This window comes from Pseudomonas extremorientalis, assembly GCF_024584605.1.
GTDB lineage: Bacteria > Pseudomonadota > Gammaproteobacteria > Pseudomonadales > Pseudomonadaceae > Aquipseudomonas > Aquipseudomonas extremorientalis.
Genome location: NZ_CP089519.1, coordinates 3,686,012 through 3,709,259 on the forward strand (window position 1 = coordinate 3,686,012; position 23,248 = coordinate 3,709,259).

The following is a 23,248-nucleotide window of genomic DNA, read 5'->3' on the forward strand; positions in this document are numbered from 1 at the left end:
GGCGCCCCGTCGCAGCGCTGTTTTTGTTGTGCCAGGGGACTGCAGTCAACGGGAGCGCGCACGGTATAGCGTTGCGTGGCCGGGAAAAAGCCGGCAAAACCGCCAATCACTTTTTCAGTTTGGGTAACAATCCAACCAGTGGCGAGCGCGTGTCCAGCAGTGAGGTGCGGATGAAGTGCAGGTAACTTTCCACCCGGCGCAAGGCCGAAGTTTCAAAGTGCGCTTCGAAAGGTTCGACGGTGTCCTGCACGCACTCGATCGCGTGTTCGACGCGGGCCAGCGCGCGTTGCCACCGTGCATGCCCCGGCTGGGTGAACAGGCGCGCCAACGCCCGCCCCATGGCACGTAGCGCCTGGCGCCACGCAGTGGTTTCGGCGTAGCAGGCCAGCGCCGGCAACTGCGCCTGTTCGCGGCGCAGTTCGATCAGGGCATGGCCGACGTCGAGCACCACGAACGTCCAGCGCAGCAGGCGGTGTTGCACCTGCGGCTGGCCGGCGGACAAGCCATGGGCCTGGTTAAGCAGGTCACGGGTGCCGCTTTCGAAACCCGAGCCCAGCGCCGGCAAGGGTGCGTGGAGGGCGAACACGACCCGCCGGCGCAGGTCCTGTTCCAACCGACGCCACAACCAGGGGCTGTTGGGCGGCAGAATGATCGCCCCTGCTGCCGCGCACACCAGCATGCCGAACACCATGGCGAGGTAGTCATTGATCAAGCCATAAGGGTTGTAGAGCGTGAGGTTGCCGGGCACCGAACTGGTGCCGAAAAACACCAGCATGCCCAGACCGTAGCCCGCCCACTGAGGTTTGGCCAACCAAAAGGATCCCAGCATGATCACCGGCGCAATCACTAGGCACAGTAACGGGAACCCGTCGATCCGGGGATAGACGAAGAACACCTCGAAAATCCCGATGACCGCCGCCAACACTGTCCCACAGGCAATCTGGAAAGACATGCGCCGGGGGTTGGGGGAGAACGCCGAGAGCCCCACCGTGAGCGCGGACACCAGGGTCATCGCCGCGCCACTGGGCCAGCTGGTAGCGATCCACAGCGCACACAACACCAACAGCACCACTGCGGCACGCAGGCCGGCGCCTACCGCTGCCAGCCAGTGGGTCTGTGGCTGAAAAGGCTCGGCCCAACGCTCACGCCGGGGGCTGTGATCGGTCAGGGAAGCATGGGTCTGAGCGTAGCTGAGCACCTCGTCGACGAAGCGATAAAGCAGCTCGCAGGCCGTGTGGAAATCCAGCAGGTCATCGGCGGGCGGATGCGCCTGCGCCAGCTCGGCGCGCAGGTGGCGGACCTGGCTCGGCAGCCCGTGGATATAACGCTTCAGGCGTGTCGACAAATGTGCCGCATCCAGGTCTGTGAGTACCTGCCCGGCGAACGGTTCCAGCACATTGACCAGCGCCTTGAGTACCGGGCCCACAGCTTCCAGCACCGCCGTGGCACCGCGCATCTGCACTCGGTCGAGCAACTGATGCAGGGCATTGAAACGCGTGGTGATGGCCATGAACTCGACGTTGAGCCGATCCAGCCGCCCCTTGCGTCGGCGCATGTAAGGGTCTTCGAACACACTGACGCTGCGCATCCCTTCCAGGCCCACGGCCTCGGCGATGAAGCGCAGGTTGGCGACCTCGAACGCCGCCTGGTCGTGGGTACTGCGCAGACCGCTCACGACAAATCCGGCGAAACGACCAAAGCGTTGGTACAGGGTATTGCGCATGGCGGCGCCCGCCGTATTGGGCAGCAACGTTGCGCTGATCCCGGTGGCGCACAGCACGCCCAGGGTGATCTCCAACACCCGCCACACCGCCGCCATGAACACCTGCTCCGGGTGCCCCACTACTGGCAAGCCGACCATCACCGCGGTGTACCCCGCCAGCACCCATCCATAGGCGCGAAAATGACGATTGCGCGCCGCACCGTATGAGCACACGCCCACCCACGCGGCCAGCCCGGCCAGGAACAACTCGGTGCTCTGGGCGAACAGCGCCATCAACAGCACCATGAACGACGACCCCACCAGCGTACCCATCACGCGGTAGACGCTTTTGGCCAGGACATGCCCGCTGTAGGGCTGCATCACAATAAATACCGTGGTGATCACCGTACTGGGCTGCGGCAACTCCAGACGCATCGAAAGCCACAAGGCCAGGTACGAAGCGATCAGCACCTTGAACAGGTAGACCCACATCACCCCGTCGGTGCGCGCCCATTCCAGGAAGCCCCGGCGCCAGGGCAGTGCTCTGAGCCGGCGTGAACAATCAGTGAGTGGTGGCACGAAACAGGGACTCCCGACAAGCTGGCTGGCACACAAGGCCGGCGACTTTAGGCGGTTGCGCCAGGGTCGGTAAGTCATCCAGAACGTGAATGACTGTTACGCGAAATACCACAATAAATAGCGTTTACAGCGGCCCGCGACTTCATGCCACACTGGAAAAATCCGTTATCCCTGGTAGCCATCGATGGACATTCTGCAGAACATGCGCATCTTCCGTTGCGTCGCCGAAGCCGGCAGTTTTACCGGCGCGGCGGCGCGGCTGAACACCAACACCACCCATGTATCCCGCTCCATTTCCAACCTGGAAGCCCACCTGCGCACGCGCCTGTTCAATCGCACCACACGCCGCATCGCCCTCACCGAATCGGGCCAACGCTACCTGGTGCGATGCGAGCAGATCCTGCATTCGATCGCAGAAGCGGAGGTAGAAGCCGGCGACGCCCATACCCGCCCCATCGGCCAGCTCAAGGTGCATTCGATGACCGGCATCGGCCAGCATTACGTGGTGGACGCCATCGCTCGTTATCGCCAGCACTACCCGGATGTGACCTTCAACCTGAGCATGAGCAACCGTACGCCGGACCTGGTGCACGAAGGCTTCGACGTATCGATCGTGCTGGCCATCGACCTGCCTGACTCCAGCCATGTGTCGCAGAAGCTCGGCAGCACCTACAGCATCGTTTGTGCATCACCGTCCTACGTAAAAAGCCACGGCATCGCACAGGTTCCCAAGGACCTGCTCGACCACGCTTGCCTGCGCCTGGTCAGCCCGGTGATCCCTCTCGAGGACTGGACCTTCGACGGCCCCAATGGCAAGGAAAACGTGATCATCAGCCACTCGCCCTTCCTGGTGGATTCGGTTGACGCGATGAAAACCGCCATCAGCAATGACATGGGCGTCGGCATCCTGCCCGTGCATGCGGCGATCAAGGGGCTGCGCAGCGGCAGCCTGGTGCGCGTACTGCCCGAGTACCGCCTGGAGGAGCTGAGCCTGTACGCCATCTACCCTTCCCGGCATTACCTGGACGCAAAAATCAAAACCTGGGTGGAGTACCTGCGCAGCTCCCTGCCGGAGGTGCTCGCCGACCATAAGGCTGTGCTGAAGACCCGCCCGTTGCTCAGCGCTGTTGAGTCATAACGACTACATCGGGTCATAGCGACTACAGGACGCCAGAGTCATAACGACAACAAAAATCGCAACCGACTGATTTTCATAACGTTATTCATTGGCATGATTTCTGACTCGGAAATGGGCAGGACAAATCGTCGAAACCCACAGAGAGATCACCATGAGCAATGAATTTAACCAGCGCCTCGCCGTCGTCACCGGTGCCAGTTCAGGCATCGGCCTGGCCGTGACCCAACGTTTGCTCGAACGCGGCGCGAAGGTGGTCGCGATGTCGCGCCAACTGGGCGGGCTTGGCGTGTTGGCCGAGCAGTTTGGCGAGCAGCTCAGGTGGCTGGCCGGGGATGTGACCGAGGCAGCCGACCTTGCGCGCCTGGCGCAGGTGGCGGCACCGATGGGGCCAGTGGATTTGCTGGTGCCGAATGCGGGCATTGCCCAACTGGCCGATGGCCTGGACCTGGCCGCCTTCGACCGGCAGTGGGCGGTCAATGGGGCCGGCGCGTTGAACACCTTGGGCAGCCTGCGCGGGCAGTTGGCGGCGCAGGCATCGGTGGTGTTCATCAGCACGTTCCTGGAGCAAGTGACCTTTCCCGGCCTGGCCGCCTACATTGCGTCCAAAGCCGCCCTGCGCGCCCAGGTGCGCACCCTTGCGGTGGAACTGGCGCCCCACGGCATCCGCCTGAACATGGTATCTCCCGGCCCCACCGCCACGCCGATCTGGAGCACCCTGGGGCTCAATGACGAAGCCTTGGGCTCGGTGGCGAAGACCGTGAACGCCCGCCTGCTCAACGGGCAGTTCCTGGAGCCGGGCGCCGTGGCCGATGTGATCCTGTTCCAGCTGGGCCAGGGCGCACGCAGCGTGTTCGGCCAGGATTGGGTGGTGGACGGCGGTTATACCTTGCGCTGATCAGGCCAGTACAGGCACGGTCTTGGTCCCTCCAAATGCCAGGGCCTTCCAGCCGATCACCAACAGCGACAACCCGGCAAAGATCAGTCCGCAGCCAATTACCCCGGTGGTGCCGAAGGCATTGATGAACAGCCCGCCCACCGATGACCCGATCACCACCCCGGCATTCGCCGATGACACATACAGGCTGGTGGCGAACTCATGCGCCTCGGGTGCCGAAGACGTGAGCCAGACTTGCGTGACTACCAGGCCGCAGGTATGCGCCGCGCCCCAGAGCAACACGATCATACTCATCGACGCCCACGACAGGCTGCCAAAGGCATACAACACCAGGTATGCCGCCGCCAGTACCACCGGATACAGCACGGCCGTCACAACCAAATGCCGGCTGAGCGCGCGCCCCACCCATAGGTTACCGACGACGCCGCCGATGCCGAAGATCACCAGCATGACGCTGATGGTCCGGCCATCCATACCGACCTGGGTCTTGAGGTATTCGGCGGCGTAGCTGTACACCGAAAACATCGTGGTAAACACCAACACGGTAGCGAGGATCGCCAACCACACCGAGAGGCTGCGCAGCACCGCCAGTTGCTTGCCGAAGCTCAGGGGTGCCGAACGCGGGTGATCGGGCAGTTTGAGCCACAAGCCCAACGCCGCCACTGCCGTTGCCACGGCGCAAAAATAGAACGAGGCCTCATAGGAAAGACTCGCCCCCACCCACGTCGTCAGAGGCACGCCCAACACCAGCCCAAGCGTGGTGCCCACCACCGCCAGCGCTGTGGCATGGGCCGCTCGTTCGCGGGGGTACAGCGACACCGCCGTGGAAAACGCGGCGGCAAAAAATACCGGGTGGAGCATGGCCGGCACCACGCGCAGCGCCATCAGTGTCTCGAAGTTCGGCGCAAACGCCGACAACACACTGCTGATCGAGAACGCCACCAAGGCACCCACCAGGATTTTCTTGCGCACTACCCGCGAGGCCAGCAGCACCAGGAACGGCCCCAACACCGCAACTATCAGCGCAAACAAACCCATCAACCACCCGGCCTGGGATACGCTGATCGCAAACCGCTCGACGATCATCGGCAGGATGCCGACCACACCAAACTCCAGGGTATACAGGCCGAACAACCCCAGGATGATGTAGATCACGGGCCGACCTCGATCACGACTTTACCGAAGGCGCCGCGCTGCAAATGGGCGAAGGCCCGGGGCGCTTCGGCAAAGCGGTAGGTGTGGTCGATCACCGGTTCGAGGCTGTGTCGCTCCACCATGCGAACCAGGTCTTCAAGGGCACGCCGTGGCCCCACCGCTACACCGACGATGGCGGCGCGCTTGGCCAGCAGGCTCATCAGCGGCGCGCTCAACTGGTCGCTCTCCAGCAGGCCGATCACTGAGACACGCCCACCGTTGCTCACCGCTTGCAGTGAGCGCGCCAGGTTGTCGCCACCGGCCATTTCCAGCACGTGCTCGGCGCCGCGTCCGCCGGTCAGTTCCAGCACGGCGTGGTGCCAGTCCGGCACCCGGCCACGGTGGATGCCATGGGTGGCGCCCAGTTCGACGGCACGGGCGATTTTTTCATCGCTGCTGCTGGTGATGATCACACGGGCACCATGGGCCGCCGCCAATTGCACGGCAAACAGCGAGACGCCGCCGGTGCCCTGCACCACCACGGTCTGGCCGGCGTGCAAGTGGCCGAGTTCGATCAGCGCCATCCAAGCCGTCAATGCCGCCACCGGCAAAGTGCTGGCCTGGGTGGCGTTCAACGAGCGCGGCGCGAGCACGCACCATTCGGCAGGGGTGGCCACGTACTCGGCAAGCATGCCGGGGATCGGGCCGCCTTGCGGTGGCGCGTCGGCCCAGGACAACGGCCTGCCGTCGACCCAGCCGGCGAAGAAACTCGACAGCACCTTATCGCCCACCTTGAACCGGCTCACACCCTCCCCCACGGCCATCACCGTGCCCGCCATGTCGGACGCCGGGGTGAAAGGGAATTGCAGGCTGGCGCCCATGCCGTTTTCCGCTACCTCGGCGTCACGGTAGTTGAGCGACACCGCCGCAACGCGCACCAGCACCTCCCCGGCCTTGGCCACCGGTCGCGGCACACGGGCCAGGCGCAGGGTATGCAGGCCAAAGGTCGGGATTTCCCAGCGTTGCATCAAGTCGGTCATGTTCAGGTCTCTCGTAAGGGTTTTGCGCAAGGATAAGAACCTCGCTCCACGGGATTAAGTAGGGGGCGATTCCTGGGTCTGCGGAGCTTTCATTCCGCAATGCTGGCAATTGCGCTAGGGTATCGGGCAATTCCCGTCGGCAATCGGTGCATCAGATGGACAACCTCACGACCCTGAATGCCTTTGTGCAGGTCGCACACACTCACAGCTTTGTCGCCGCCGGGCGGGTGTTGGGGGTGACGGCGTCGGCGGTCGGCAAGAGCGTTGCGCGCCTGGAGGAGCGCCTGGGTGTGCGGCTGTTCCACCGCAGTACGCGCAGCGTGACGCTGACTGCCGAGGGCGAGCTGTTTTTGCAGCGCAGCCGGCGCATCCTGCGGGAAATCGAGGAAGCCGAGGCGGAGTTGTCCCAGGTCAGCCAGGCGCCCCGTGGTCGCCTCAAGGTCAGCCTGCCGTTGGTGGGCCATCCGTTTTTGCCGGTGCTGGCCGACTTCAAGCAGGCCTACCCCGACGTCGAACTGGACCTGAGCTTCACCGACCGCCGCGTGGATGTGGTTGAGGAAGGCTACGACGCGGTGTTGCGCAGCGGCGAGGCGCCGGACTCGCGCTTGAGTTCACGGCTGGTGGGGGATTATCGGATGATCGTCGTGGCGGCCCCCGCCTACCTCGAGCGTCACGGCACACCGCAGCGCTCCAGCGACCTGGCCCAGCACAGTTGCATCCTGTTCCGCTTCCCGAATACCGGCAAGTTGCAGCGTTGGCCGTTGCACACCCAGGGCATCGAACTCGACCAGCACCTGCCGGCGGCGATGATCTGCAACAACCTCGAAGCCCGGGTATGTTTTGCACTGCACGGCATTGGTATCGCCTACCTGCCGGACTTCGCCATTCGCGAGGCCCTCGACAGCGGGCAATTGCTGCAGGTGCTGCCTGACTGCACCGAGCATGGCAGCTTCCGCATGATGTGGCCGTCGAGCCGGCACCCGTCGCCCAAGTTGCGGGTGTTTATCGACTTTCTCAAGGAACGCCTGTTTCCCTGATCAAGTACTGTCGAAGTGCTGCCGCGCCTGAGGATGACGGACGTTGTCACGTGGATCCGCCAACACCTCAGGGCACCGGCAACCATCGGCTGAATTCACCCCGGCTGTTCAATGGGCACCAGGCGAAGTCCGTTTGCGCTGGGGGCAATGGCTGGCGTTCAACCATCGCGCACGGCGAACCCTTCCAATCGAACAGCGTTGCGCCCTGCCAGGCCAGCACCACACCCCTGGCCTGGCTTTTATCCGTCTGCACCCAACATGCGGCAGCGGCCGCCATGAATGCCTCAATGGGTTCGTCATCGATGCGTGCTCGATACACCGAGCCCAGCAGCCAGCGGCAGACGTTCACGTGGTAAGTCCAATCCTGCGGTGGCCGGTGGCGATAGGCCCAGGTCATAAAGCTGCGAAACAGGTTCAGGCCCTCGGGCGGGTCCAGCTTGAGCAGCGCCGGGCAGATGTCGAACAAGGTGTGCCAATACGGCAGCAGGCGAGCATCCAGGTGCACGAAACTGCGGGAATTGCTGGGGTATTCAGGCGGCGCCGGCTCCGCGTGCAGGCGGCGGGACGCCTTGCTGACCAGGCGGCTGGCGCCTGCGGGCAACAGGTGGTTCATGAAACGCACTCACAGTCATGACGATGGGACGCCTCCCGGTTTCAGGAGGCCCAAGGCAAACGTCAGAATGCAGGGGAAGCGCGGGGGTTGGCCGAGGGCCAGGAATATCGTGGTGGCGCCTTGTTGCGCCGTTCATGGGCCGGACGCGGGGGGTGTCCCAGGCCCAGCAGCCAGGCCAGGCCGACCAGGAACACCAGGGCAACGGTCAATGCGTTGCAGACCGGGCAGGCAAAGTAGTTCGAGATGTTGCTGGAAGACGGGCTGCCCAACCCTTTGTCGGAAAGTGGCGCCTGGTTGCCGCTCACCGAACAGAACGCCCCGCCGATGCCATTGAGCGCCTGCCCCGTCATCTGCCCATGCCCCAAACCGCAGACGAACAGGTTCATGAGCACGCAGAAGTACAGGGCCCAGGCGATCAGCGAACGGTCGGGGTGGCTCGATTTCATGGCGGCGACTCTACCACCCGCGCCGCAAAAGGATGAAGCGCGACATGCCCCTGTGGCAGAACGTCGCAGATTACGTGCGCTTCCCAGGGTTGGTAGACTGGGCGCCCTCAAAGCCTGACGTATTGATCCAGAGCAATGCAGGCGCTTCACAGGATGCACAGTTGATGAGTACGTTATTCACCCGCCGCAAGGTGCTGACCGGTATGGGCCTGTTGGGCCTGGGCAGCCTGCTGGGCGGCTGTGACTACAGCCCCAGGCTGAACTTCAAGTACGGCAAGGACCTGAGCGACAAGATCATGGGCCGCACCTTCAAGCTCAAGAACACCGACGGCGAAACCGTCACCCTGAGCTCGTTCCGTGGCTTGATGCCGGTGGTGTTCTTCGGTTTCACCCAGTGCCCGGCCGTGTGCCCGACCACCCTGGCGCGCGCCGCCCAGGCCAAGAAGCTGATGGGCCGCGACGGCGAAATCATGCAGGTGGTGTTCATCACCCTGGACCCGGAACGCGACACGCCCGAGATTCTCGACAAGTACGTCAAGGCCTTCGACCCCAGTTTCGAAGCGCTGTACGGCACCCCGGAAGAAATCGCCGTGGCCGCCAAGGAGTTCGGGATCTTCTATGAAAAGATCCCCGCCGGCGACACCTACACCCTGTCCCACACCGCCACCAGTTTCGTGTTCGACACCCGTGGCAACCTGCGCCTCGGCCTGCAGGCATCCCTTACCGCTAAAGAGTGCGCAGAAGACCTGCTCACCGTCATGGAGGTCTGCTAATGACTGCCGTTCAACACCTCAAGCGCACCCTTATCGGCATGACCCTGCTGGGTCTCGCCGCGCACGCCAGCGCCCAGGTGCAAGTCACCGACGCCTGGGTACGCGCCACTGTGCCGGGCCAGCCGTCCAGCGGCGCGTTCATGACCGTCACCGCCGACAGCGACAGCAAGTTGCTGAGCGTGGCCTCGCCGGTGGCCAAGGACGTGCAGATCCATGAAATGAGCATGAAGGACGACGTGATGCGCATGGGCCCGGTGGACTCGGTAGCCCTGCCGGCCGGCAAGGCCGTGACCCTCGACCCTGATGGTTATCACGTGATGCTGATGGGCCTGACCGGCCAGATCAAGGAAGGCGACCAGGTGCCGCTGACCCTGACGGTGCAGAACGCCAAGGGCGAAAAGCAGGCGATTGAAGTGAAGGCGCCGGTGCGTGGCCTGGATGGGATGGACCATAGCAAGATGGACCATGGCAAGATGCACTGAGACGTGCGCACCCGCCTCAATCCACGATAAATAGCCTTGCCCCGGCACTCGTCGAAGATCGATGCCCTTCCATGTCAGTGCCCACCTGGTAACTCATCCCGGCCGTCAGCGTAAACTGACGGCCGTCTTCCAGTTCTGTGTGCAACTCGCCTTCCAGGCATAACAGCACATGCCCCCGCCAGCACCAATGGTCCGCCAGGTAGCCAGGCGTGTATTCGACCATGCGCACACGTGTTGTGCCGAAGTGGCAGGTGCGCCACAGGGCATTGCCAGTGATACCTGGGTGAATCACCGGTTCGACCGTGGACCAGTCGGTGGTGCCAAAAGGAACAGCAGTGAGATCCATGGCGAGCGCTCGCGTTGATTGATGTGTCTTGAGGCTATTCACAAGACACGGTGGACGGTAGACACAGATCGACCCGTTTTATGAGATACAGCCCTGTTTGTCTGGCGGGAGTTTGCAGAGAGCACTTCGCCCCCGCCGATCCAGGGGGCGTCAGTCGATGAGGTGATTGCTCAACTGAGCGCGGCTTTCGGGGCGCTTTAACCGTCCTCGGCTGTGCCACACGGCCACTGCATCATTTGCTCGTGGGGTGGCGCGTTTTATCTCCAGCATTTCACCCCCCTTTCCATGAAATCATCGTGCCATTAGCACACTTGTGCTAATCGACCCCTCCTCCCTGCGGCGCTATATTCCCCGGCACTTCCAGCGCTCCTCCGGCACCGTGCATTTCTTGCGCGTGGGCGCGTTGTGCGCTGGAAAAACCATAACAACCCCAAGGAAGAAGCACCATGAAACTGCAATCCTCCGTTACCCGCCTCACCCTGTTGGGCGCCCTGATCATCGGCGTCGCCGGCTGCAGCAATATCAAACCTACCGAAGATCACCTCAAGACGCTGTCGGAGACCAACCTGGGCGAACCGGTCAAGCGTATTTCCAATGTGCGCAGCGACTCGATGACCACCTACTACGTCGCCAGTGCCGCCTCCGGCGAGTACAACTGCTCGGTGCCCAGCGGTGCCAGCGGCGGCATGTTCGCCGTGGCCAGCTTTGGCATGATGAAGCCTGCGGCCTACTGCCAACCCAAAGGTGCACGCGGCAACCCACTGCAGGGCTTCACCCAGTAACCGTCTGCTGGCTCAGGTCGCGCAAGGTCCCGCGCAGTTCGGCGGGACGCACCGGCTTGGAGAGAATGGCGATCCGGCGGTCGTGCAAGGCGGCCTGGATTCTCTCCACGTCATGCCCGGTGAGGATCAGCGCAGGGACGGCCCAGCCGCGTTGCTCGCGCAGGGCATCGATGCATTCGATACCCGTAGCGTGGTTGCCCAGGTCGTAGTCGGCGACGATGATGTCGCAGTCACTGACCAGAGCACGCCCCGAAGACTCCGCCTGCACCTCGCAACCCCAGCGCTCCAGCAGGGCCTGGGTGGCGAGCAGCACGTTGTGGTCATCTTCTACCAGGCACACCTTCAACCCAGTCAGCAGCCCGGCCTGGCGCGTGTCGTCGCGCGGTGCCGTGGCACGTGGCGCAGAGGCCAGGGTCAAGCCATACAGGCTAACAGAAGTACCATGGCCCACCCGTGAGCGCAGGCCGACTTGCACCCCCATCAACTGCCCCAGGCGCTTGACGATGGACAGTCCAAGGCCGACGCCTTCGACGTCCTTGTCACGCAGGTGGCGCACTCGATAAAACTCCTCGAAGACCTTTGATAGATGCTCCTCGGCAATCCCCCGGCCCCGGTCATGAATCTCCACCGCCAAGCCGCCGTCGCGAACGCGCACGCCGATCAGCACAGGCCGTTGCGCGCCGTATTTGAAGCAGTTGGACAGCACGTTCTGCACCATGGTCGCCAGCAGCGCAGGGTCGACCAGCACCCAATGCGTGCAGGGCCGCAGGCGCAGCTCCACCCCGGCCCAACGCGCGGCTTCGGCGTTCTGGCGCACCAGGTCGGCAAGGAACTCGCCCAGGTGCACCGCCTGGTACTTGGGCAACACGCGGCCGTTGTCGAGGGTGTAGAGATCGAGAATCGAGCGGAACAATTGCGATACGTTGAGCAGCGAACGGTCGATGTTATCGACCAGGCGCCGCTCTTCATCACCCAGCCGGGCTTCGCGCAGGCAAGCGGTAAACAGGCCGATGGAATGGATGGGTTGACGCAGGTCATGGCTGGCCTGGGCAAGGAAACGGGATTTTTCCAGGTTGGCGGCAATGGCCTGCTCGGAGGCCTTGCGCGTGCGCTCCAGCAGGATATGCGCGTACACCGGGATCACCGTGCTGGTGATCATCAACATCAGCACCATGAAGGGTTGCGCCTGCCACACCGGCGTCAGCCGATACACAATCAGCAGCGCCAGCAAGGCCAGCGCCGTGGCGATCGCCAGGTAGCGCGAGCCGTAGCGCATACCGTTGCCCAGGTTGACCCATACCATCACCGCATACAACGGCAACGCCGCTTCACCGCCCACCACCATGCCGAACGAGGTGCCGGTGTAGTCGTGGATCATGCCGAAGATGCGCCGCGCCGGGTAATGCCCCGGCCAGCGCACGATGACTTGGCGCAAGGCAATGGAGGCCAGCAGGAACAGGAAGATATACAGGATCACCGGCAGGTAGGTGTCCACCGACTGTCCCGGCAGGAAGCCCAATGCACCGATGTAGACGATTGCAATGCTGGCGACCACGATGCGCAGGTTGGCCTGGTCGAGTTCGGAGTTAGTCTCAAGACTCATGGGTTTACGTCCTTGTGCGGCAGTCATCAATTCCTTCACGCACCGCAGGCAGGCCTTGGGCGCGGTGGTAAGGTAGCATGCAACGGCACAACCTTGCCCCAGGGAGGAGCACCCCATGACCGGCCGTATCATCATCGCCGATGACCACCCGATGTTCCGCGAAGGCATGCTGCGCACCGTGCAACGCCTGCTGCCGGACGCCCTGGTGCAGGAAGCCGGCGACCTCGACGGTGTGCTCGCGCTGATCCGCGACGGCGGCGAGATCGACACGCTGATCCTCGACCTGCGCTTCCCCGGCCTGACCTGCATGAGCCAACTGGTCGAACTGCGCCAGCAATTGCGGCGCACCACGCTGATCGTGGTATCGATGGTGGACGACCCGGCGCTGATCGACCAAGTCATGGCCCTGGGCGCGGACGGGTTCATCGGCAAGAATATTGCCCCCGAAGAGATCGGCCAGGCGCTGCTGGCGATCCGCGAAGGCGAAGTACTGGTCAAGTTCGCTCCCTCTGGCCTGCTGCCACTGGACACCCATACCCTCACCGCCCGCCAGCAAGACGTGCTGCGTCTGATCGCCCAGGGCAAGACCAACAAGGAAATCGCCAGGGCCCTGGATATCTCGCCGTTTACCGTGCGTATCCATGTGTCGTCGCTGCTGCGTACGCTGGGTGTGCCCTCGCGGGCGGCGGCCGCCGTGAAGTATGCCGGGGAGTTCCAGTGACAAGCCGTGCGTAAGCCCCGCTGCATCCGATATTTATGCTCACTTCCCAGCTTAATAATATTTTATTAATAACCGCCCTCCCCCTAGCCTTGAAGTCATGCCAACGCTGAATCCAACGGCATTACGCAAGGACAGAGGACATGACTGAAGCAATAACAAAAACAGACACGCTGGTGGTGGGCGCCGGCCAGGCTGGCGTGGCCATGAGCGAGCATCTGAGCAAGCAAGGCGTGCCCCACCTGGTGCTGGAGCGCAGCCGCATCGCCGAGCGCTGGCGCACCGGGCGCTGGGATTCACTGGTGGCCAACGGGCCGGCGTGGCATGACCGCTTTCCCGGCCTCGCATTCGACACCGTCGCCCCGGACGGCTTTGCGCCGAAGGAACGCGTGGCCGATTACTTTGAAGCCTACGCCCGCAAGTTCAACGCGCCGATTCGCACCGGCGTCGAGGTGCTGTCCGTGGTACGCAATGTCGGCCGCCCCGGCTTCACCGTGCACACCAGTGAAGGTGTGATCGAAGCCAACCGGGTGGTGGCCGCGACCGGACCATTCCAGAAACCGGTGATCCCGGCGATTGCGCCGAAAGATACGGCCCTGCACCAGATCCACTCCGCCGAGTATCGCAACCCCGCGCAGCTGCCGACCGGCGCCGTGCTGGTGGTGGGCGCCGGCTCATCCGGCGTGCAGATTGCCGATGAATTACAGCGTTCCGGGCGCCAGGTGTACCTCTCCGTCGGCGCCCACGACCGCCCGCCCCGCGCCTATCGCAACCGCGATTTCTGCTGGTGGCTGGGGGTGCTGGGTGAGTGGGACCAGGCGGCGATGAAGCCCGGCCGCGAGCACGTGACCATTGCGGTCAGCGGCGCGCACGGCGGCAAGACCATCGACTTCCGCGAGCTGGCCCAGCAAGGCATGACCCTGGTGGGCCTGACCCAGGCGTTCAAGGGCAGCGTCGCCACGTTCCAGCCGAACCTGGTGGAAAACCTGGCACGCGGCGACGAAAACTACCTGGCCCTGCTGGATGCCGCCGATGCCTACATCGAACGCAACGGCCTGGACTTGCCCCTGGAGCCCGAAGCCCGTCGCGTCTTCCCAGATGCGGACTGCATCAAGAACCCGATTCTGGAACTGGACCTGGCCAAGGCCGGTGTTACCTCGATCATCTGGGCCACCGGTTTTGCCGTGGACTACAGCTGGCTGAAAGTCGCAGCCTTCGACGAGGCCGGCAAGCCCCGGCACCAACGCGGCGTTTCCAGCGAGGCCGGAGTCTACTTCCTCGGGTTGCCGTGGCAGTCGCGCCGGGGGTCGTCGTTCATCTGGGGCGTGTGGCACGACGCCAAATACGTCGCCGACCACATCGCCATCCAGCGTCAATACCTTGAATACCGCGAAGCCGCCCCGCTGGCTCGCCCATCCCCTGTCAACGCCTGAGCCTTCATTGCCGGAGTTTTCTTGATGCCCACTCACACCCGAATCCGCATGTTCAACACTAAAGAAACCTACCCCAACCAGAGCCTGGACAACGACCTGTGCCAGGCCGTGCGCGCCGGCAATACCGTGTATGTGCGCGGCCAGGTTGGCACCGATTTCGAGGGTAACCTGATCGGCCTTGGCGACCCACGCGCCCAGGCCGAGCAAGCGATGAAAAACGTCAAGCAACTGCTGGAAGAGGCCGGTTCCGACCTGTCGCATATCGTCAAGACCACCACCTACCTGATCGACCCGCGCTACCGCGAGCCGGTGTACCAGGAGGTTGGCAAGTGGCTCAAGGGCGTGTTTCCGATCTCCACCGGGCTGGTGGTGTCGGCCCTCGGCCAGCCACAGTGGCTGATGGAAATCGATGTGATCGCCGTTATTCCCGAGTGAGGAGCCGCACATGACCTTTTCAATCGTCGGTCGGTGCGCCGAAACCGGCCAACTGGGCATTGCCATCAGCTCCTCGAGCATTGCCGTGGGCGCCCGCTGCCCCTGGTTGCGGCCCGGAGTGGGCGCGGTGTCGACCCAGAACATTACCTTGCCGGCGTTGGGCCCGGACGTGCTGGACCTGCTGGAGCAAGGCCTGGCCCCTGCCGACGCCCTCGACAAAGCGCTGACTCGCAATGGCTACAGCCAGTACCGGCAACTGACGGCGATTGATCACCTGGGACGCAGCGTGCATTTCAGCGGCAGTGAAACCCTCGGCACGCACAACGCGGTATCGGGCGAGCAGTGCGTGGCGGCGGGCAACATGCTGGCCGACCGCGCGGTGATCGAGGCAATGGTCAGCGCTTTCGAGCAGGGCGAAGGCCAATTGGCCGACCGACTGCTGGCGGCCATGCACGCCGCGATTGCCGCCGGTGGCGAAGCCGGCCCGGTGCACTCTGCCGCACTGGTGGTGGTGGGCGAACTGACCTGGCCGATCATCAACCTGCGGGTGGATTGGGCCGATGAACAGCCGATCCTTGCACTGCAAACACTCTGGGACGCCTACCGTCCACAGGTGCAGGACTACATCGACCGCGCCCTCGCCCCGGACCGCTCCCCCGGTTACGGCGTGGCCGGAGATGACCGATGAATACCAGCCGCGAACTGCTGCAGACGCTGGTTGCGTTCGACACCACCAGCCGTGAATCCAACCTGAAACTGATCGAGTTCGTGCGGGACTACCTGGCGGGCTTCGGAGTGGCCTGCGAGTTGGTCTACAACCCGGAACGCAGCAAGGCCAACCTGTTTGCCAGCGTTGGCCCGGTGGAGTTGCCCGGCATTGTGCTGTCGGGGCATACCGATGTAGTGCCGGTGGACGGCCAACCCTGGACCGTGCCGCCGTTCGAGCTGACCGAGCGCGATGGCAAGCTGTTTGGCCGTGGCACCGCCGACATGAAGGGCTATATCGCCTGCGTACTGGCGCTGGTGCCGGCACTGGTTGCAGCACCGCTGCGGGTGCCGGTGCACATCGCCCTGTCCTATGACGAAGAAGTCGGTTGCCTGGGCGTGCGTTCGTTACTCGCGGTGCTGGAGCAACGCCCGGTCAAACCCATGCTGTGCATCATCGGCGAACCCACCGAACTCAAGCCGGTGCTCGGGCACAAGGGCAAGTTGGCGATGCGTTGCGATGTACATGGCGAGGCGTGTCACTCCGCCTATGCGCCGTATGGAGTGAATGCGATTGAACATGCCGCCGAGTTGATCGGTGAGTTGGGGCGAATTGGCCAGCGCCTGCGCGATACCCAGGACGCGCGGTTTGACCCGCCGTTCAGCACGGTGCAGACCGGGGTGATCAGTGGCGGCAAGGCCCTCAACATCGTGCCGGCGGACTGCAGGTTTGATTTCGAAGTGCGCGCGTTGCCGTCGCAAGACCCGTCCGAGGTGGCGGACGAGTTGAAGGCTTACGCTGAGCAGCAGGTGTTGCCACGCATGCAGGCGGTGAGCGCGCAAAGTGCGATCCGGTTTACCGAGTTATCGGCGTATCCCGGGTTGGTCACCGACGAGCGCAGCCAGGCGGCGCAGTTGATTGCCGCGTTTTCCGGTTCACGGGAATTCGGCACGGTGGCGTTTGGCACCGAGGGTGGTCTGTTTGATGCGGTGGGCATTCCCACGGTGGTGTGCGGGCCCGGCAGCATGGACCAGGGGCATAAGCCGGATGAGTTCGTGGGTGTGGAACAGCTCGACGGCTGTGATCGGATGTTGCAGCGGATGCTGGCAACATTGCTGTAGCACGTCCGAGCTGAAGTATCCCGCCTCTGAATAAGGGTGAAACACTTGAAACGGGGCTTTATCCAATGATCAGGAACCGAGCCTGTTGAGTCGCCACCTATTGTCGCCATCAACTCATAGGTCCGATTATGCCAAGTATCCATTCATCTTCCACTCCTTCGTCACTTCAAGGAGCACATCAGGCGTTGCACGTGCGCACTCTTGACAACGTGCTGCACAAAACCGGGATGCGCTTCACGATACAACTGCATGACTACCAAGGCGCGCAAAAGATCTTCGATGAACTCGCCAGGTCAAAAGACATCGGTGTCAAACAACAATCTGACGTCTATGATCTCAATGATTTTGGTGGCGGGTTTGGTATGTACAACACACTTCATTTCAGTTTCAAACCTGACGCACGTGACGGTACCTTCAGCCTTGCCTTACAGATGAGAATCAGTGATTTCCATCGAGAGTTCCAACAAAAGCTTGATGAGGCCGGCATCAGGAATTACGCCCCATCAGAATAAAGATTGATTGTTCCCTGGTGTCGCAAAGAAACGCATCTTCAGGACGAATTTGATCCATCTGTGAGTAGCAGTCCGGTCAGGAGACACCCAGTACCCTGCGAAAATTCACGATGTAAAACATTCAACCCTCTTTCCCACGTTCTGCGTGAGAACGATCATGTCAGCCGAGCAAGCGGGCGAGTTCTTCGCGGCAGTAGTCGACAAATAGCTGCACCGGCTTGGTCAGCGGTGCGCGGCGCAGCCATACCGCTGACAGGCCGGAACCGGTGACGGTCTCGGCCAACGGCACACACACCACCTTCTGCCCATCGTAGGTGTACTCGGTGAACGGCTTGGTCACCAGAATCGAAAACCCGAACCCCCGCCCCACCATGCCCCGCACCATCTCGATCGACGGCGAGCTGAACACGATATTCGGCGTCAGCCCGCGCTCTTCGAAAATGCTCACGAAGTAGGTGCGGCTGGGCAGCACGTCCAGCAGGATCATCGGTTCCAGCACCAGGTCTGCCAGCGACACCCTGGCCTGTTGCGCAAAGCGATGATCGGCCGGCAACAGCGCATAGGGCTGCTGCGGCGGCATCAACGGGGTGGTTTCGATAGTCGCGCCCAGGTCGTGCTCGAACAGCATGGCCACGTCGATACTGCCCGCCGTCAGCGCCTGCACCAGCTCCTGTTGTTCGCCATCGCGGATACGGATTTCCACCCCCGGCCAGCGCGCCTTGAAACCGGCGATCAGACGCGGCAGGTACAGCGGCGCCACGGTTTCAAAGCAGCCGATATCGATCTGCCCCGCCACCACGTCATTGTCCGCCAGGGCGTTCTGCTCGAACTCGTGGGCCACCCGCAACAGCTCCAGCGCCTTGCGATAGAAGCGTGCGCCGCTGGGCGTCAGCGACACGCCCTGGGCGTGATGACGGATAAACAATTGCACGCCAAAGCTGTCTTCCAGCTGCTTGATCGCCGTGGACACCGACGGCTGCGCGATATACAGCTTGCGCGACGCCTCGGCGACGCTGCCGCACTCGGCCGTGGTGACGAAATATCTGAGCTGGCGCAGGTTATAGGCAGCCATCGGGACCTCCAGAAACGTGGGGCTTCGCCCGTCAATCAGGTGTAGGCAACATACCGGAGCGCGACAAGACGCGAGCTATATTTTTTAAGGTCTATAGCAACAAACTTACTAATTTACCTCCCCGCGCCCATTGCAGATGATCACGCCAACAACAAAGCGCCGCGCAGGTGGCGCACAGCGAAGTACGTCAACGTACTCACCTTGCCTTGGAGCTCGTCATGGTTACCACTGCAACATCCTCCGCCCCGCTTATCGAAAAACACACGATTGGATACGTGCCCCCGGAAGACCGCCATGGGAAGGTCAGAGACCTGTTCACCCTGTGGTTCGGCGGCAACATCGCGCCGTTGCCGATCGTCACGGGGGCGCTGGGGGTGCAACTGTTCCACCTCAACCTGCTCTGGGGCATCGTCGCGATCCTCGTCGGCCACCTGGTCGGCGGGGTGTTGATGGCGTTGCACTCGGCCCAGGGCCCGCAGATGGGCATCCCGCAAATGATCCAGAGCCGTGCCCAGTTCGGCTCACTCGGTGCCCTGCTGGTGGTGGTGATTGCCGGCGTCATGTACATCGGCTTTTTCGCCTCCAACATCGTACTGGCTGGCAAGTCCCTGCACGGCGTGGTCGACGCCGTGCCCGTGCCGGTGGGCATCGTGATCGGCGCCATCGGCTCCGGCATCATCGGCATCATCGGTTATCGCTTCATCCACGTGCTCAACCGCATCGGCACCTGGGTGCTCGGCGCCGGGATTGTGCTGGGGTTCGGCTACATCTTCACCCATGTACAGACCACCGACTTCCTGACCCGCGGTGAATTCAACATCTCCGGTTGGCTGGCAACGGTGTCCCTGGCGGCGCTGTGGCAAATCGCATTCGCGCCCTACGTCTCCGACTACTCGCGCTACCTGCCGGCCGACGTGCCAGTCGCCTCCACCTTCTGGACCACCTACCTCGGCTCGGCCCTGGGCTCCAGCCTGTCGTTCATCTTCGGCGCCGTCGCCGTACTCGCCACCCCGGTCGGCATGGACACCATGGACGCCGTCAAACTCGCCACCGGCGCCATCGGTCCATTGATGCTGGTGCTGTTTCTGCTCAGCGTGATCAGCCACAACGCGCTCAACTTGTATGGTGCGGTGCTGTCGATCATCACCCTGGTGCAGACCTTTGCGTACCGCTGGATTCCCACCGCCAAAAGCCGTGCGGTGATCTCGATCCTGGTGTTGGCGGCCTGTGCGATTGCGGCGGTGTTTGCCTCCAAGGATTTCATCGGCCATTTCGTCGACATGGTGCTGGTGCTGCTGGTGGTGTTGGTGCCGTGGACAGCGATCAACCTGATCGACTTCTACGCGATCCACAAAGGCCAGTACGACATTGCCTCGATCTTCCGCGTGGATGGCGGGATCTATGGGCGATACAACCCACAGGCATTGCTGGCCTATGCGGTGGGGATCGTGGTGCAGATTCCGTTCATGAACACACCGCTGTATGTGGGGCCGATTTCGGCGCACATCAACGGGGCGGACCTGTCCTGGGTGGTGGGCTTGGTGGTGACGTCGCCGTTGTACTTCTGGCTGGCGAGTCGGGACAGCGCGTATAAGCGCCGGATGGACGGAGGGAAGTTGGTGGGTGGGGTTTGATGTACCCGCTGTGAGTTGAGTGATGAGGTCATTGTGGCGAGCGGGCTTGCCCCGTGTTGGGCTGCGCAGCGGCCCCAGTAAGGTTGAATGCGGTGTGCCAGGCAGGTCTCCTGTGCTGAATTTGGGGCTGCTTCGCAGCCCAACGCGGGGCAAGCCCGCTCGCCACAGGGGATCTGTGTCGCTCGGGTCGATGTTTGTCTATCATGTGGCCTCTCGCTCAATGCCTCAGGAAACGCCCATGCCCGCCCTCACTTTGCGCAACGCCCTCCCCGCCGACGCCACCCGTTGCTTTGAAATCGAGATCGGCGCGTACGAAGGCGACGAAGCCGCCACCCTGGAAAAGATCGGCACGCGTATTGCGCAATACCCGCAAGGCTTTCTGATCCTGGAAGCGGCTGGCGAAGTGGTGGGTTTCATCAACTGCGGCTGCGCCCACCACGTGGTGATGTCGGACGAGGCGTTCAAGGAGTTGGTCGGCCATTCGGCCGACGCGCCGAATGTGGTGATCATGTCGGTGGTGGTCGACCCGGTGCACCAGGGCAAGGGCTATTCGAAAATACTGATGACCGAGTTTGTGCAGCGCATGCGCGGCATGGGCAAGCAGACGATTCATCTGATGTGCAAGGAGCAACACGTGCCGCTGTATGAGCGCATGGGCTACCAGTATGTGCAGCCGTCGCCATCGGATCACGGTGGCATGGCGTGGCATGAAATGGTGATGGTGTTCTAGACCCCAGGGTTAATGCAGCACTTGTGTGTCCGGACGTAAGCCAGTCACGGGCAGTAAAAGACGCCAATGTATTTCAGCATGCAAATACCTGATCTAGATGCACCCACTCTGATACTCCACCTGCATCGGCAAACAAAAAACCGGACATGTCGTACAGCCACGCAAGCCATTGCATGAGTGCACCCGGTAGCGGTTTCACCTCGTTACATCCGCCGAAAACCGCCTGATTGAACAGCCTTTGCACGCTCTGTAGCCTCTGATGCAACCCGCCAGACAGGTGCTGACGGGTTGGTTTTTTTCACTATCAGAGAGGTATTGCCATGTCTTCAATCAACGGCTTCAACCCTTACACCGCTGCCTATCAAGCGCTTGCAACACACATCGACAACGACCAGGCACGCCACAACCCCTTGGATGACACCGCCGGGGATGATGCCGAAGTGTTCGACCCCAATACGCAAAGCTGGCAACCCACCCAGGCGGCGGGCAAAGGGCAACATACGCCGCTGGGCAATCCGTACCGCGAACCAATGGATTTTGAGATCAAGGCCGATAACATGGGAGGATGGCAGCGCGCATAAGCCAGACGAGAACCCGTGATGACAGCCCACTACATTGAAGTCAGCGACCAGCCCAACCCCGACGCGGAGCGTATCCTCGGCGCCGGCTTGGCGGCGTTCAATGAGGCCATCACGGGCTATAACGACCGGCGCTTGCTGGCGGTGCTGATCAAGGATCCCGACACCCGGAAAATCCTTGGCGGTATCACCGGCAAAACCACGCTGGGCACGGCGTTTCTCGATCTGTTCCACCTGCCCGACACGTTGCGCGGCTCAGGCCTGGGTAGTCAGTTGCTGCATGCCTTTGAAGAAGAGGCCCGGCGCCGTGGCTGTCGCAATGCGGTGCTGTACACCCTGAGTTTCCAGGCGCCGGCGTTTTACGAGAAGCATGGCTGGGTGCGCTTTGGCGAGATTCCATGCGAACCGGACGGCAGCAGCCGGGTGTTCCTGTCTAAATCGCTGTGATGTTTTACCAGCTCCCTGACGCCCCGCCGCCGCCACTGGAACCACCGCCGCCGGATGAACTGCTGCTGGAACTGGACCGGGAGCTGCCGGAGCTGGAACCGGAACCACCGCCCGACCCCGAGCCGCCCTCGGAAATACTCTGGATAAACACAATAAACGCCACGATGGTCGCAGCCGGTATCGCCACTATCCAGCCCTGGTAACCCTGCCCCAGCAACATCCCCACGGCCACATAGACCGCCAGCACCACCAACACACGCAGGATGAAAAAGCGTGGGCGTTTTTTCCAGGATTCACGGATGACGAAAAACAGCCCCACGTACAATCCCAGCACCATGGCGCTGCCAAACGGCCACACCAGCCAATGGACGAAGTTGACCTCGACGAAGTGGTTCGCCACCAGCACCGCGACGATGTACGCCAGCAGTCCCAACACGCTGTAAAACACCCCACGCGCCAACCACAGTGCGCCGAATGTGGCGCCGCCGATCAGCAACGTCAGCGGCACTACAAACAGGTACATCGGCCAATCGCGCCCGCCGCCATAGATCGCCAGAAGCGCAGTCACTACCGCGGTGGCAATCAACGCGCGGCGCCAATGCAGCTTGCCGGCGGCGATGAGCACACCGCCAATGGCTCCGATGGCAAACGCCAGCAGTATCGCAATGAACTGCGGATTGAGCCCCGGCGCCGCAATCGCAGGCAAGTCCCCGCCGTCGACCAGAACCACCAGATCGTTCACGCCCTGGGAGACACCGCCCGCGAAATCGCCCTGGCGAAACGCCGGCGTGATGTGTTCTTCGATGATGCGATGGGCCAGCAGGTCGGTCACCGTGCCCTCCAGGCCGTAGCCCACTTCGATACGCACCTTGCGATCGTCCTTGGCCACCACCAGCAGGATGCCGTCGTTGATGTCCTTGCGCCCCAGCTTCCAGGCACGGAACAGCTGGTTGGCGTAGTCCTCGATACTCGCGCCGCCAGTGGTGGGCACCAGCAGCACCGCAATTTGCGCGCCTTTGCGCTGTTCAAGGTCGGCGAGCTGGTTTTTCAGACCGGTGGCGGTGGCGGCATCCAGGGTGTTGGTGAGGTCGATCACCCGTTGGTCGAGGGCCACGCCGATCGGCGAATCCTCTGCATGGGCGGTGCTCAACAGGCCGATGAGCACCAGCCCCACCAGGCCCAGGATCGATTGCCGAAAAATCGCCATCATGCTTTGTTACCTGAAGTTTCTTCCTGAAGGCGCCGACTTTACCTTATCAACGCTATAACGCGTGACCCCACGGCGTTGACTA

General features: G+C 62.5%; 24 protein-coding genes and 1 pseudogene. 16 read left to right on the forward strand and 9 right to left on the reverse strand.

The genetic code is table 11. The features are described from left to right. Positions 1 to 106 precede the first annotated feature (106 nt). Entirely contained in the window at positions 107 to 2,281 is a 2,175-nt protein-coding gene (locus tag LUU92_RS16285; protein WP_371322023.1) for an FUSC family protein, read from the reverse strand. A gap of 184 nt (positions 2,282 to 2,465) precedes the next feature. Between LUU92_RS16285 and LUU92_RS16290 the strand changes: the two genes are divergently transcribed. Both LUU92_RS16290 and LUU92_RS16295 read left to right on the forward strand, forming a co-directional pair. Next, positions 2,466 to 3,419 (forward strand): LysR family transcriptional regulator, encoded by a 954-nt coding sequence (locus tag LUU92_RS16290; RefSeq protein ID WP_058423936.1) that lies wholly within the window; start codon positions 2,466 to 2,468, stop codon positions 3,417 to 3,419. Between the two features lie 151 nt (positions 3,420 to 3,570). Continuing rightward, entirely contained in the window at positions 3,571 to 4,314 is a 744-nt protein-coding gene (locus tag LUU92_RS16295; protein WP_257102308.1) for an SDR family NAD(P)-dependent oxidoreductase, read from the forward strand. Here LUU92_RS16295 and LUU92_RS16300 read toward each other — a convergent pair whose 3' ends face one another. Together LUU92_RS16300 and LUU92_RS16305 are read right to left on the reverse strand one after the other, a co-directional pair. Next, complete coding sequence (locus LUU92_RS16300; RefSeq protein WP_257102309.1) at positions 4,315 to 5,469, reverse strand: MFS transporter; 1,155 nt, start codon at positions 5,467 to 5,469, stop codon at positions 4,315 to 4,317. It lies immediately after the preceding gene. After that, the gene (locus tag LUU92_RS16305; RefSeq protein WP_257102310.1) at positions 5,466 to 6,488 is read right to left on the reverse strand and encodes a zinc-dependent alcohol dehydrogenase family protein; all 1,023 of its coding nucleotides are present in this window, start codon (positions 6,486 to 6,488) and stop codon (positions 5,466 to 5,468) included. The genes LUU92_RS16300 and LUU92_RS16305 overlap by 4 nt, the downstream gene beginning before the upstream one ends. A gap of 155 nt (positions 6,489 to 6,643) precedes the next feature. Here LUU92_RS16305 and LUU92_RS16310 point away from each other — a divergent pair, with 155 nt between their 5' ends. Then, on the forward strand, positions 6,644 to 7,525 hold the full coding sequence (locus tag LUU92_RS16310) for a LysR substrate-binding domain-containing protein (protein WP_092245369.1): 882 nt from the start codon (positions 6,644 to 6,646) through the stop codon (positions 7,523 to 7,525). Between the two features lie 67 nt (positions 7,526 to 7,592). Here LUU92_RS16310 and LUU92_RS16315 read toward each other — a convergent pair whose 3' ends face one another. Together LUU92_RS16315 and LUU92_RS16320 are read right to left on the reverse strand one after the other, a co-directional pair. Continuing rightward, a complete protein-coding gene (locus LUU92_RS16315; RefSeq protein WP_257102311.1) occupies positions 7,593 to 8,138 on the reverse strand; it encodes a putative natural product biosynthesis protein in 546 nt (181 codons plus the stop codon). A 62-nt stretch (positions 8,139 to 8,200) separates the two neighbouring features. Further along, positions 8,201 to 8,584: a DUF2946 domain-containing protein gene (locus tag LUU92_RS16320; RefSeq protein ID WP_092245363.1), complete on the reverse strand. Its 384-nt coding sequence runs from the start codon at positions 8,582 to 8,584 to the stop codon at positions 8,201 to 8,203. Positions 8,585 to 8,748: 164 nt separating this feature from the next. Between LUU92_RS16320 and LUU92_RS16325 the strand changes: the two genes are divergently transcribed. Both LUU92_RS16325 and LUU92_RS16330 read left to right on the forward strand, forming a co-directional pair. Next, positions 8,749 to 9,357 (forward strand): SCO family protein, encoded by a 609-nt coding sequence (locus tag LUU92_RS16325; protein WP_025857499.1) that lies wholly within the window; start codon positions 8,749 to 8,751, stop codon positions 9,355 to 9,357. Next, positions 9,357 to 9,839 carry a copper chaperone PCu(A)C gene (locus LUU92_RS16330; RefSeq protein ID WP_071491715.1) on the forward strand — a complete coding sequence of 161 codons (483 nt, stop codon included), beginning with the start codon at positions 9,357 to 9,359 and terminating at the stop codon, positions 9,837 to 9,839. Before LUU92_RS16325 ends, LUU92_RS16330 begins: the two co-directional genes overlap by 1 nt. Before the next feature lie 16 nt (positions 9,840 to 9,855). Here the strand turns inward: LUU92_RS16330 and LUU92_RS16335 are convergent, their stop codons facing one another. Beyond that, positions 9,856 to 10,185 carry a DHCW motif cupin fold protein gene (locus LUU92_RS16335; RefSeq protein WP_093123532.1) on the reverse strand — a complete coding sequence of 110 codons (330 nt, stop codon included), beginning with the start codon at positions 10,183 to 10,185 and terminating at the stop codon, positions 9,856 to 9,858. Between the two features lie 446 nt (positions 10,186 to 10,631). On the opposite strand from LUU92_RS16335, the gene LUU92_RS16340 reads away from it, so the two are divergent. Further along, positions 10,632 to 10,967: a hypothetical protein gene (locus tag LUU92_RS16340; RefSeq protein WP_033896666.1), complete on the forward strand. Its 336-nt coding sequence runs from the start codon at positions 10,632 to 10,634 to the stop codon at positions 10,965 to 10,967. Here the strand turns inward: LUU92_RS16340 and LUU92_RS16345 are convergent. After that, positions 10,957 to 12,570: an ATP-binding response regulator gene (locus LUU92_RS16345; protein WP_071491719.1), complete on the reverse strand. Its 1,614-nt coding sequence runs from the start codon at positions 12,568 to 12,570 to the stop codon at positions 10,957 to 10,959. The genes LUU92_RS16340 and LUU92_RS16345 overlap by 11 nt on opposite strands. Positions 12,571 to 12,685: 115 nt before the next feature. Between LUU92_RS16345 and LUU92_RS16350 the strand changes: the two genes are divergently transcribed. From LUU92_RS16350 to LUU92_RS16375, 6 genes and pseudogenes are all read left to right on the forward strand, one after another. Further along, complete coding sequence (locus LUU92_RS16350; RefSeq protein ID WP_257102312.1) at positions 12,686 to 13,291, forward strand: LuxR C-terminal-related transcriptional regulator; 606 nt, start codon at positions 12,686 to 12,688, stop codon at positions 13,289 to 13,291. A gap of 97 nt (positions 13,292 to 13,388) precedes the next feature. After that, a pseudogene (locus LUU92_RS16355) lies at positions 13,389 to 14,721 on the forward strand (flavin-containing monooxygenase). 24 nt (positions 14,722 to 14,745) lie between these two features. Next, entirely contained in the window at positions 14,746 to 15,156 is a 411-nt protein-coding gene (locus LUU92_RS16360; protein ID WP_016969085.1) for a RidA family protein, read from the forward strand. A gap of 10 nt (positions 15,157 to 15,166) precedes the next feature. Further along, the gene (locus LUU92_RS16365; protein WP_071491722.1) at positions 15,167 to 15,844 is read left to right on the forward strand and encodes a DUF1028 domain-containing protein; all 678 of its coding nucleotides are present in this window, start codon (positions 15,167 to 15,169) and stop codon (positions 15,842 to 15,844) included. Continuing rightward, positions 15,841 to 16,983 (forward strand): acetylornithine deacetylase, encoded by a 1,143-nt coding sequence (argE, locus tag LUU92_RS16370; protein ID WP_071491723.1) that lies wholly within the window; start codon positions 15,841 to 15,843, stop codon positions 16,981 to 16,983. Before LUU92_RS16365 ends, argE begins: the two co-directional genes overlap by 4 nt. 191 nt (positions 16,984 to 17,174) lie before the next feature. After that, positions 17,175 to 17,495, forward strand: coding sequence for a hypothetical protein (locus LUU92_RS16375; protein ID WP_130898105.1), 321 nt, complete (start codon positions 17,175 to 17,177; stop codon positions 17,493 to 17,495). A gap of 160 nt (positions 17,496 to 17,655) precedes the next feature. On the opposite strand, the gene LUU92_RS16380 is transcribed toward LUU92_RS16375, so the two are convergent. Further along, positions 17,656 to 18,567, reverse strand: a complete 912-nt coding sequence (locus tag LUU92_RS16380) for a LysR family transcriptional regulator (protein WP_071491725.1) — start codon at positions 18,565 to 18,567, stop codon at positions 17,656 to 17,658. A 218-nt stretch (positions 18,568 to 18,785) separates the two neighbouring features. Here LUU92_RS16380 and LUU92_RS16385 point away from each other — a divergent pair, with 218 nt between their 5' ends. The 4 genes from LUU92_RS16385 to LUU92_RS16400 all read left to right on the forward strand — a co-directional run bounded on the left by LUU92_RS16385 (position 18,786) and on the right by LUU92_RS16400 (position 21,956). Continuing rightward, positions 18,786 to 20,201, forward strand: a complete 1,416-nt coding sequence (locus tag LUU92_RS16385; RefSeq protein ID WP_071491726.1) for a purine-cytosine permease family protein — start codon at positions 18,786 to 18,788, stop codon at positions 20,199 to 20,201. Positions 20,202 to 20,439: 238 nt separating this feature from the next. Further along, positions 20,440 to 20,931 carry a GNAT family N-acetyltransferase gene (locus LUU92_RS16390; protein WP_257102313.1) on the forward strand — a complete coding sequence of 164 codons (492 nt, stop codon included), beginning with the start codon at positions 20,440 to 20,442 and terminating at the stop codon, positions 20,929 to 20,931. Between the two features lie 320 nt (positions 20,932 to 21,251). Beyond that, complete coding sequence (locus tag LUU92_RS16395; protein WP_071491728.1) at positions 21,252 to 21,512, forward strand: hypothetical protein; 261 nt, start codon at positions 21,252 to 21,254, stop codon at positions 21,510 to 21,512. Positions 21,513 to 21,530: 18 nt separating this feature from the next. Then, positions 21,531 to 21,956 (forward strand): GNAT family N-acetyltransferase, encoded by a 426-nt coding sequence (locus LUU92_RS16400; protein WP_222541610.1) that lies wholly within the window; start codon positions 21,531 to 21,533, stop codon positions 21,954 to 21,956. A 4-nt stretch (positions 21,957 to 21,960) separates the two neighbouring features. On the opposite strand, the gene LUU92_RS16405 is transcribed toward LUU92_RS16400, so the two are convergent. Further along, positions 21,961 to 23,166 (reverse strand): TPM domain-containing protein, encoded by a 1,206-nt coding sequence (locus tag LUU92_RS16405; RefSeq protein ID WP_257102314.1) that lies wholly within the window; start codon positions 23,164 to 23,166, stop codon positions 21,961 to 21,963. Positions 23,167 to 23,248: the final 82 nt, after the last annotated feature.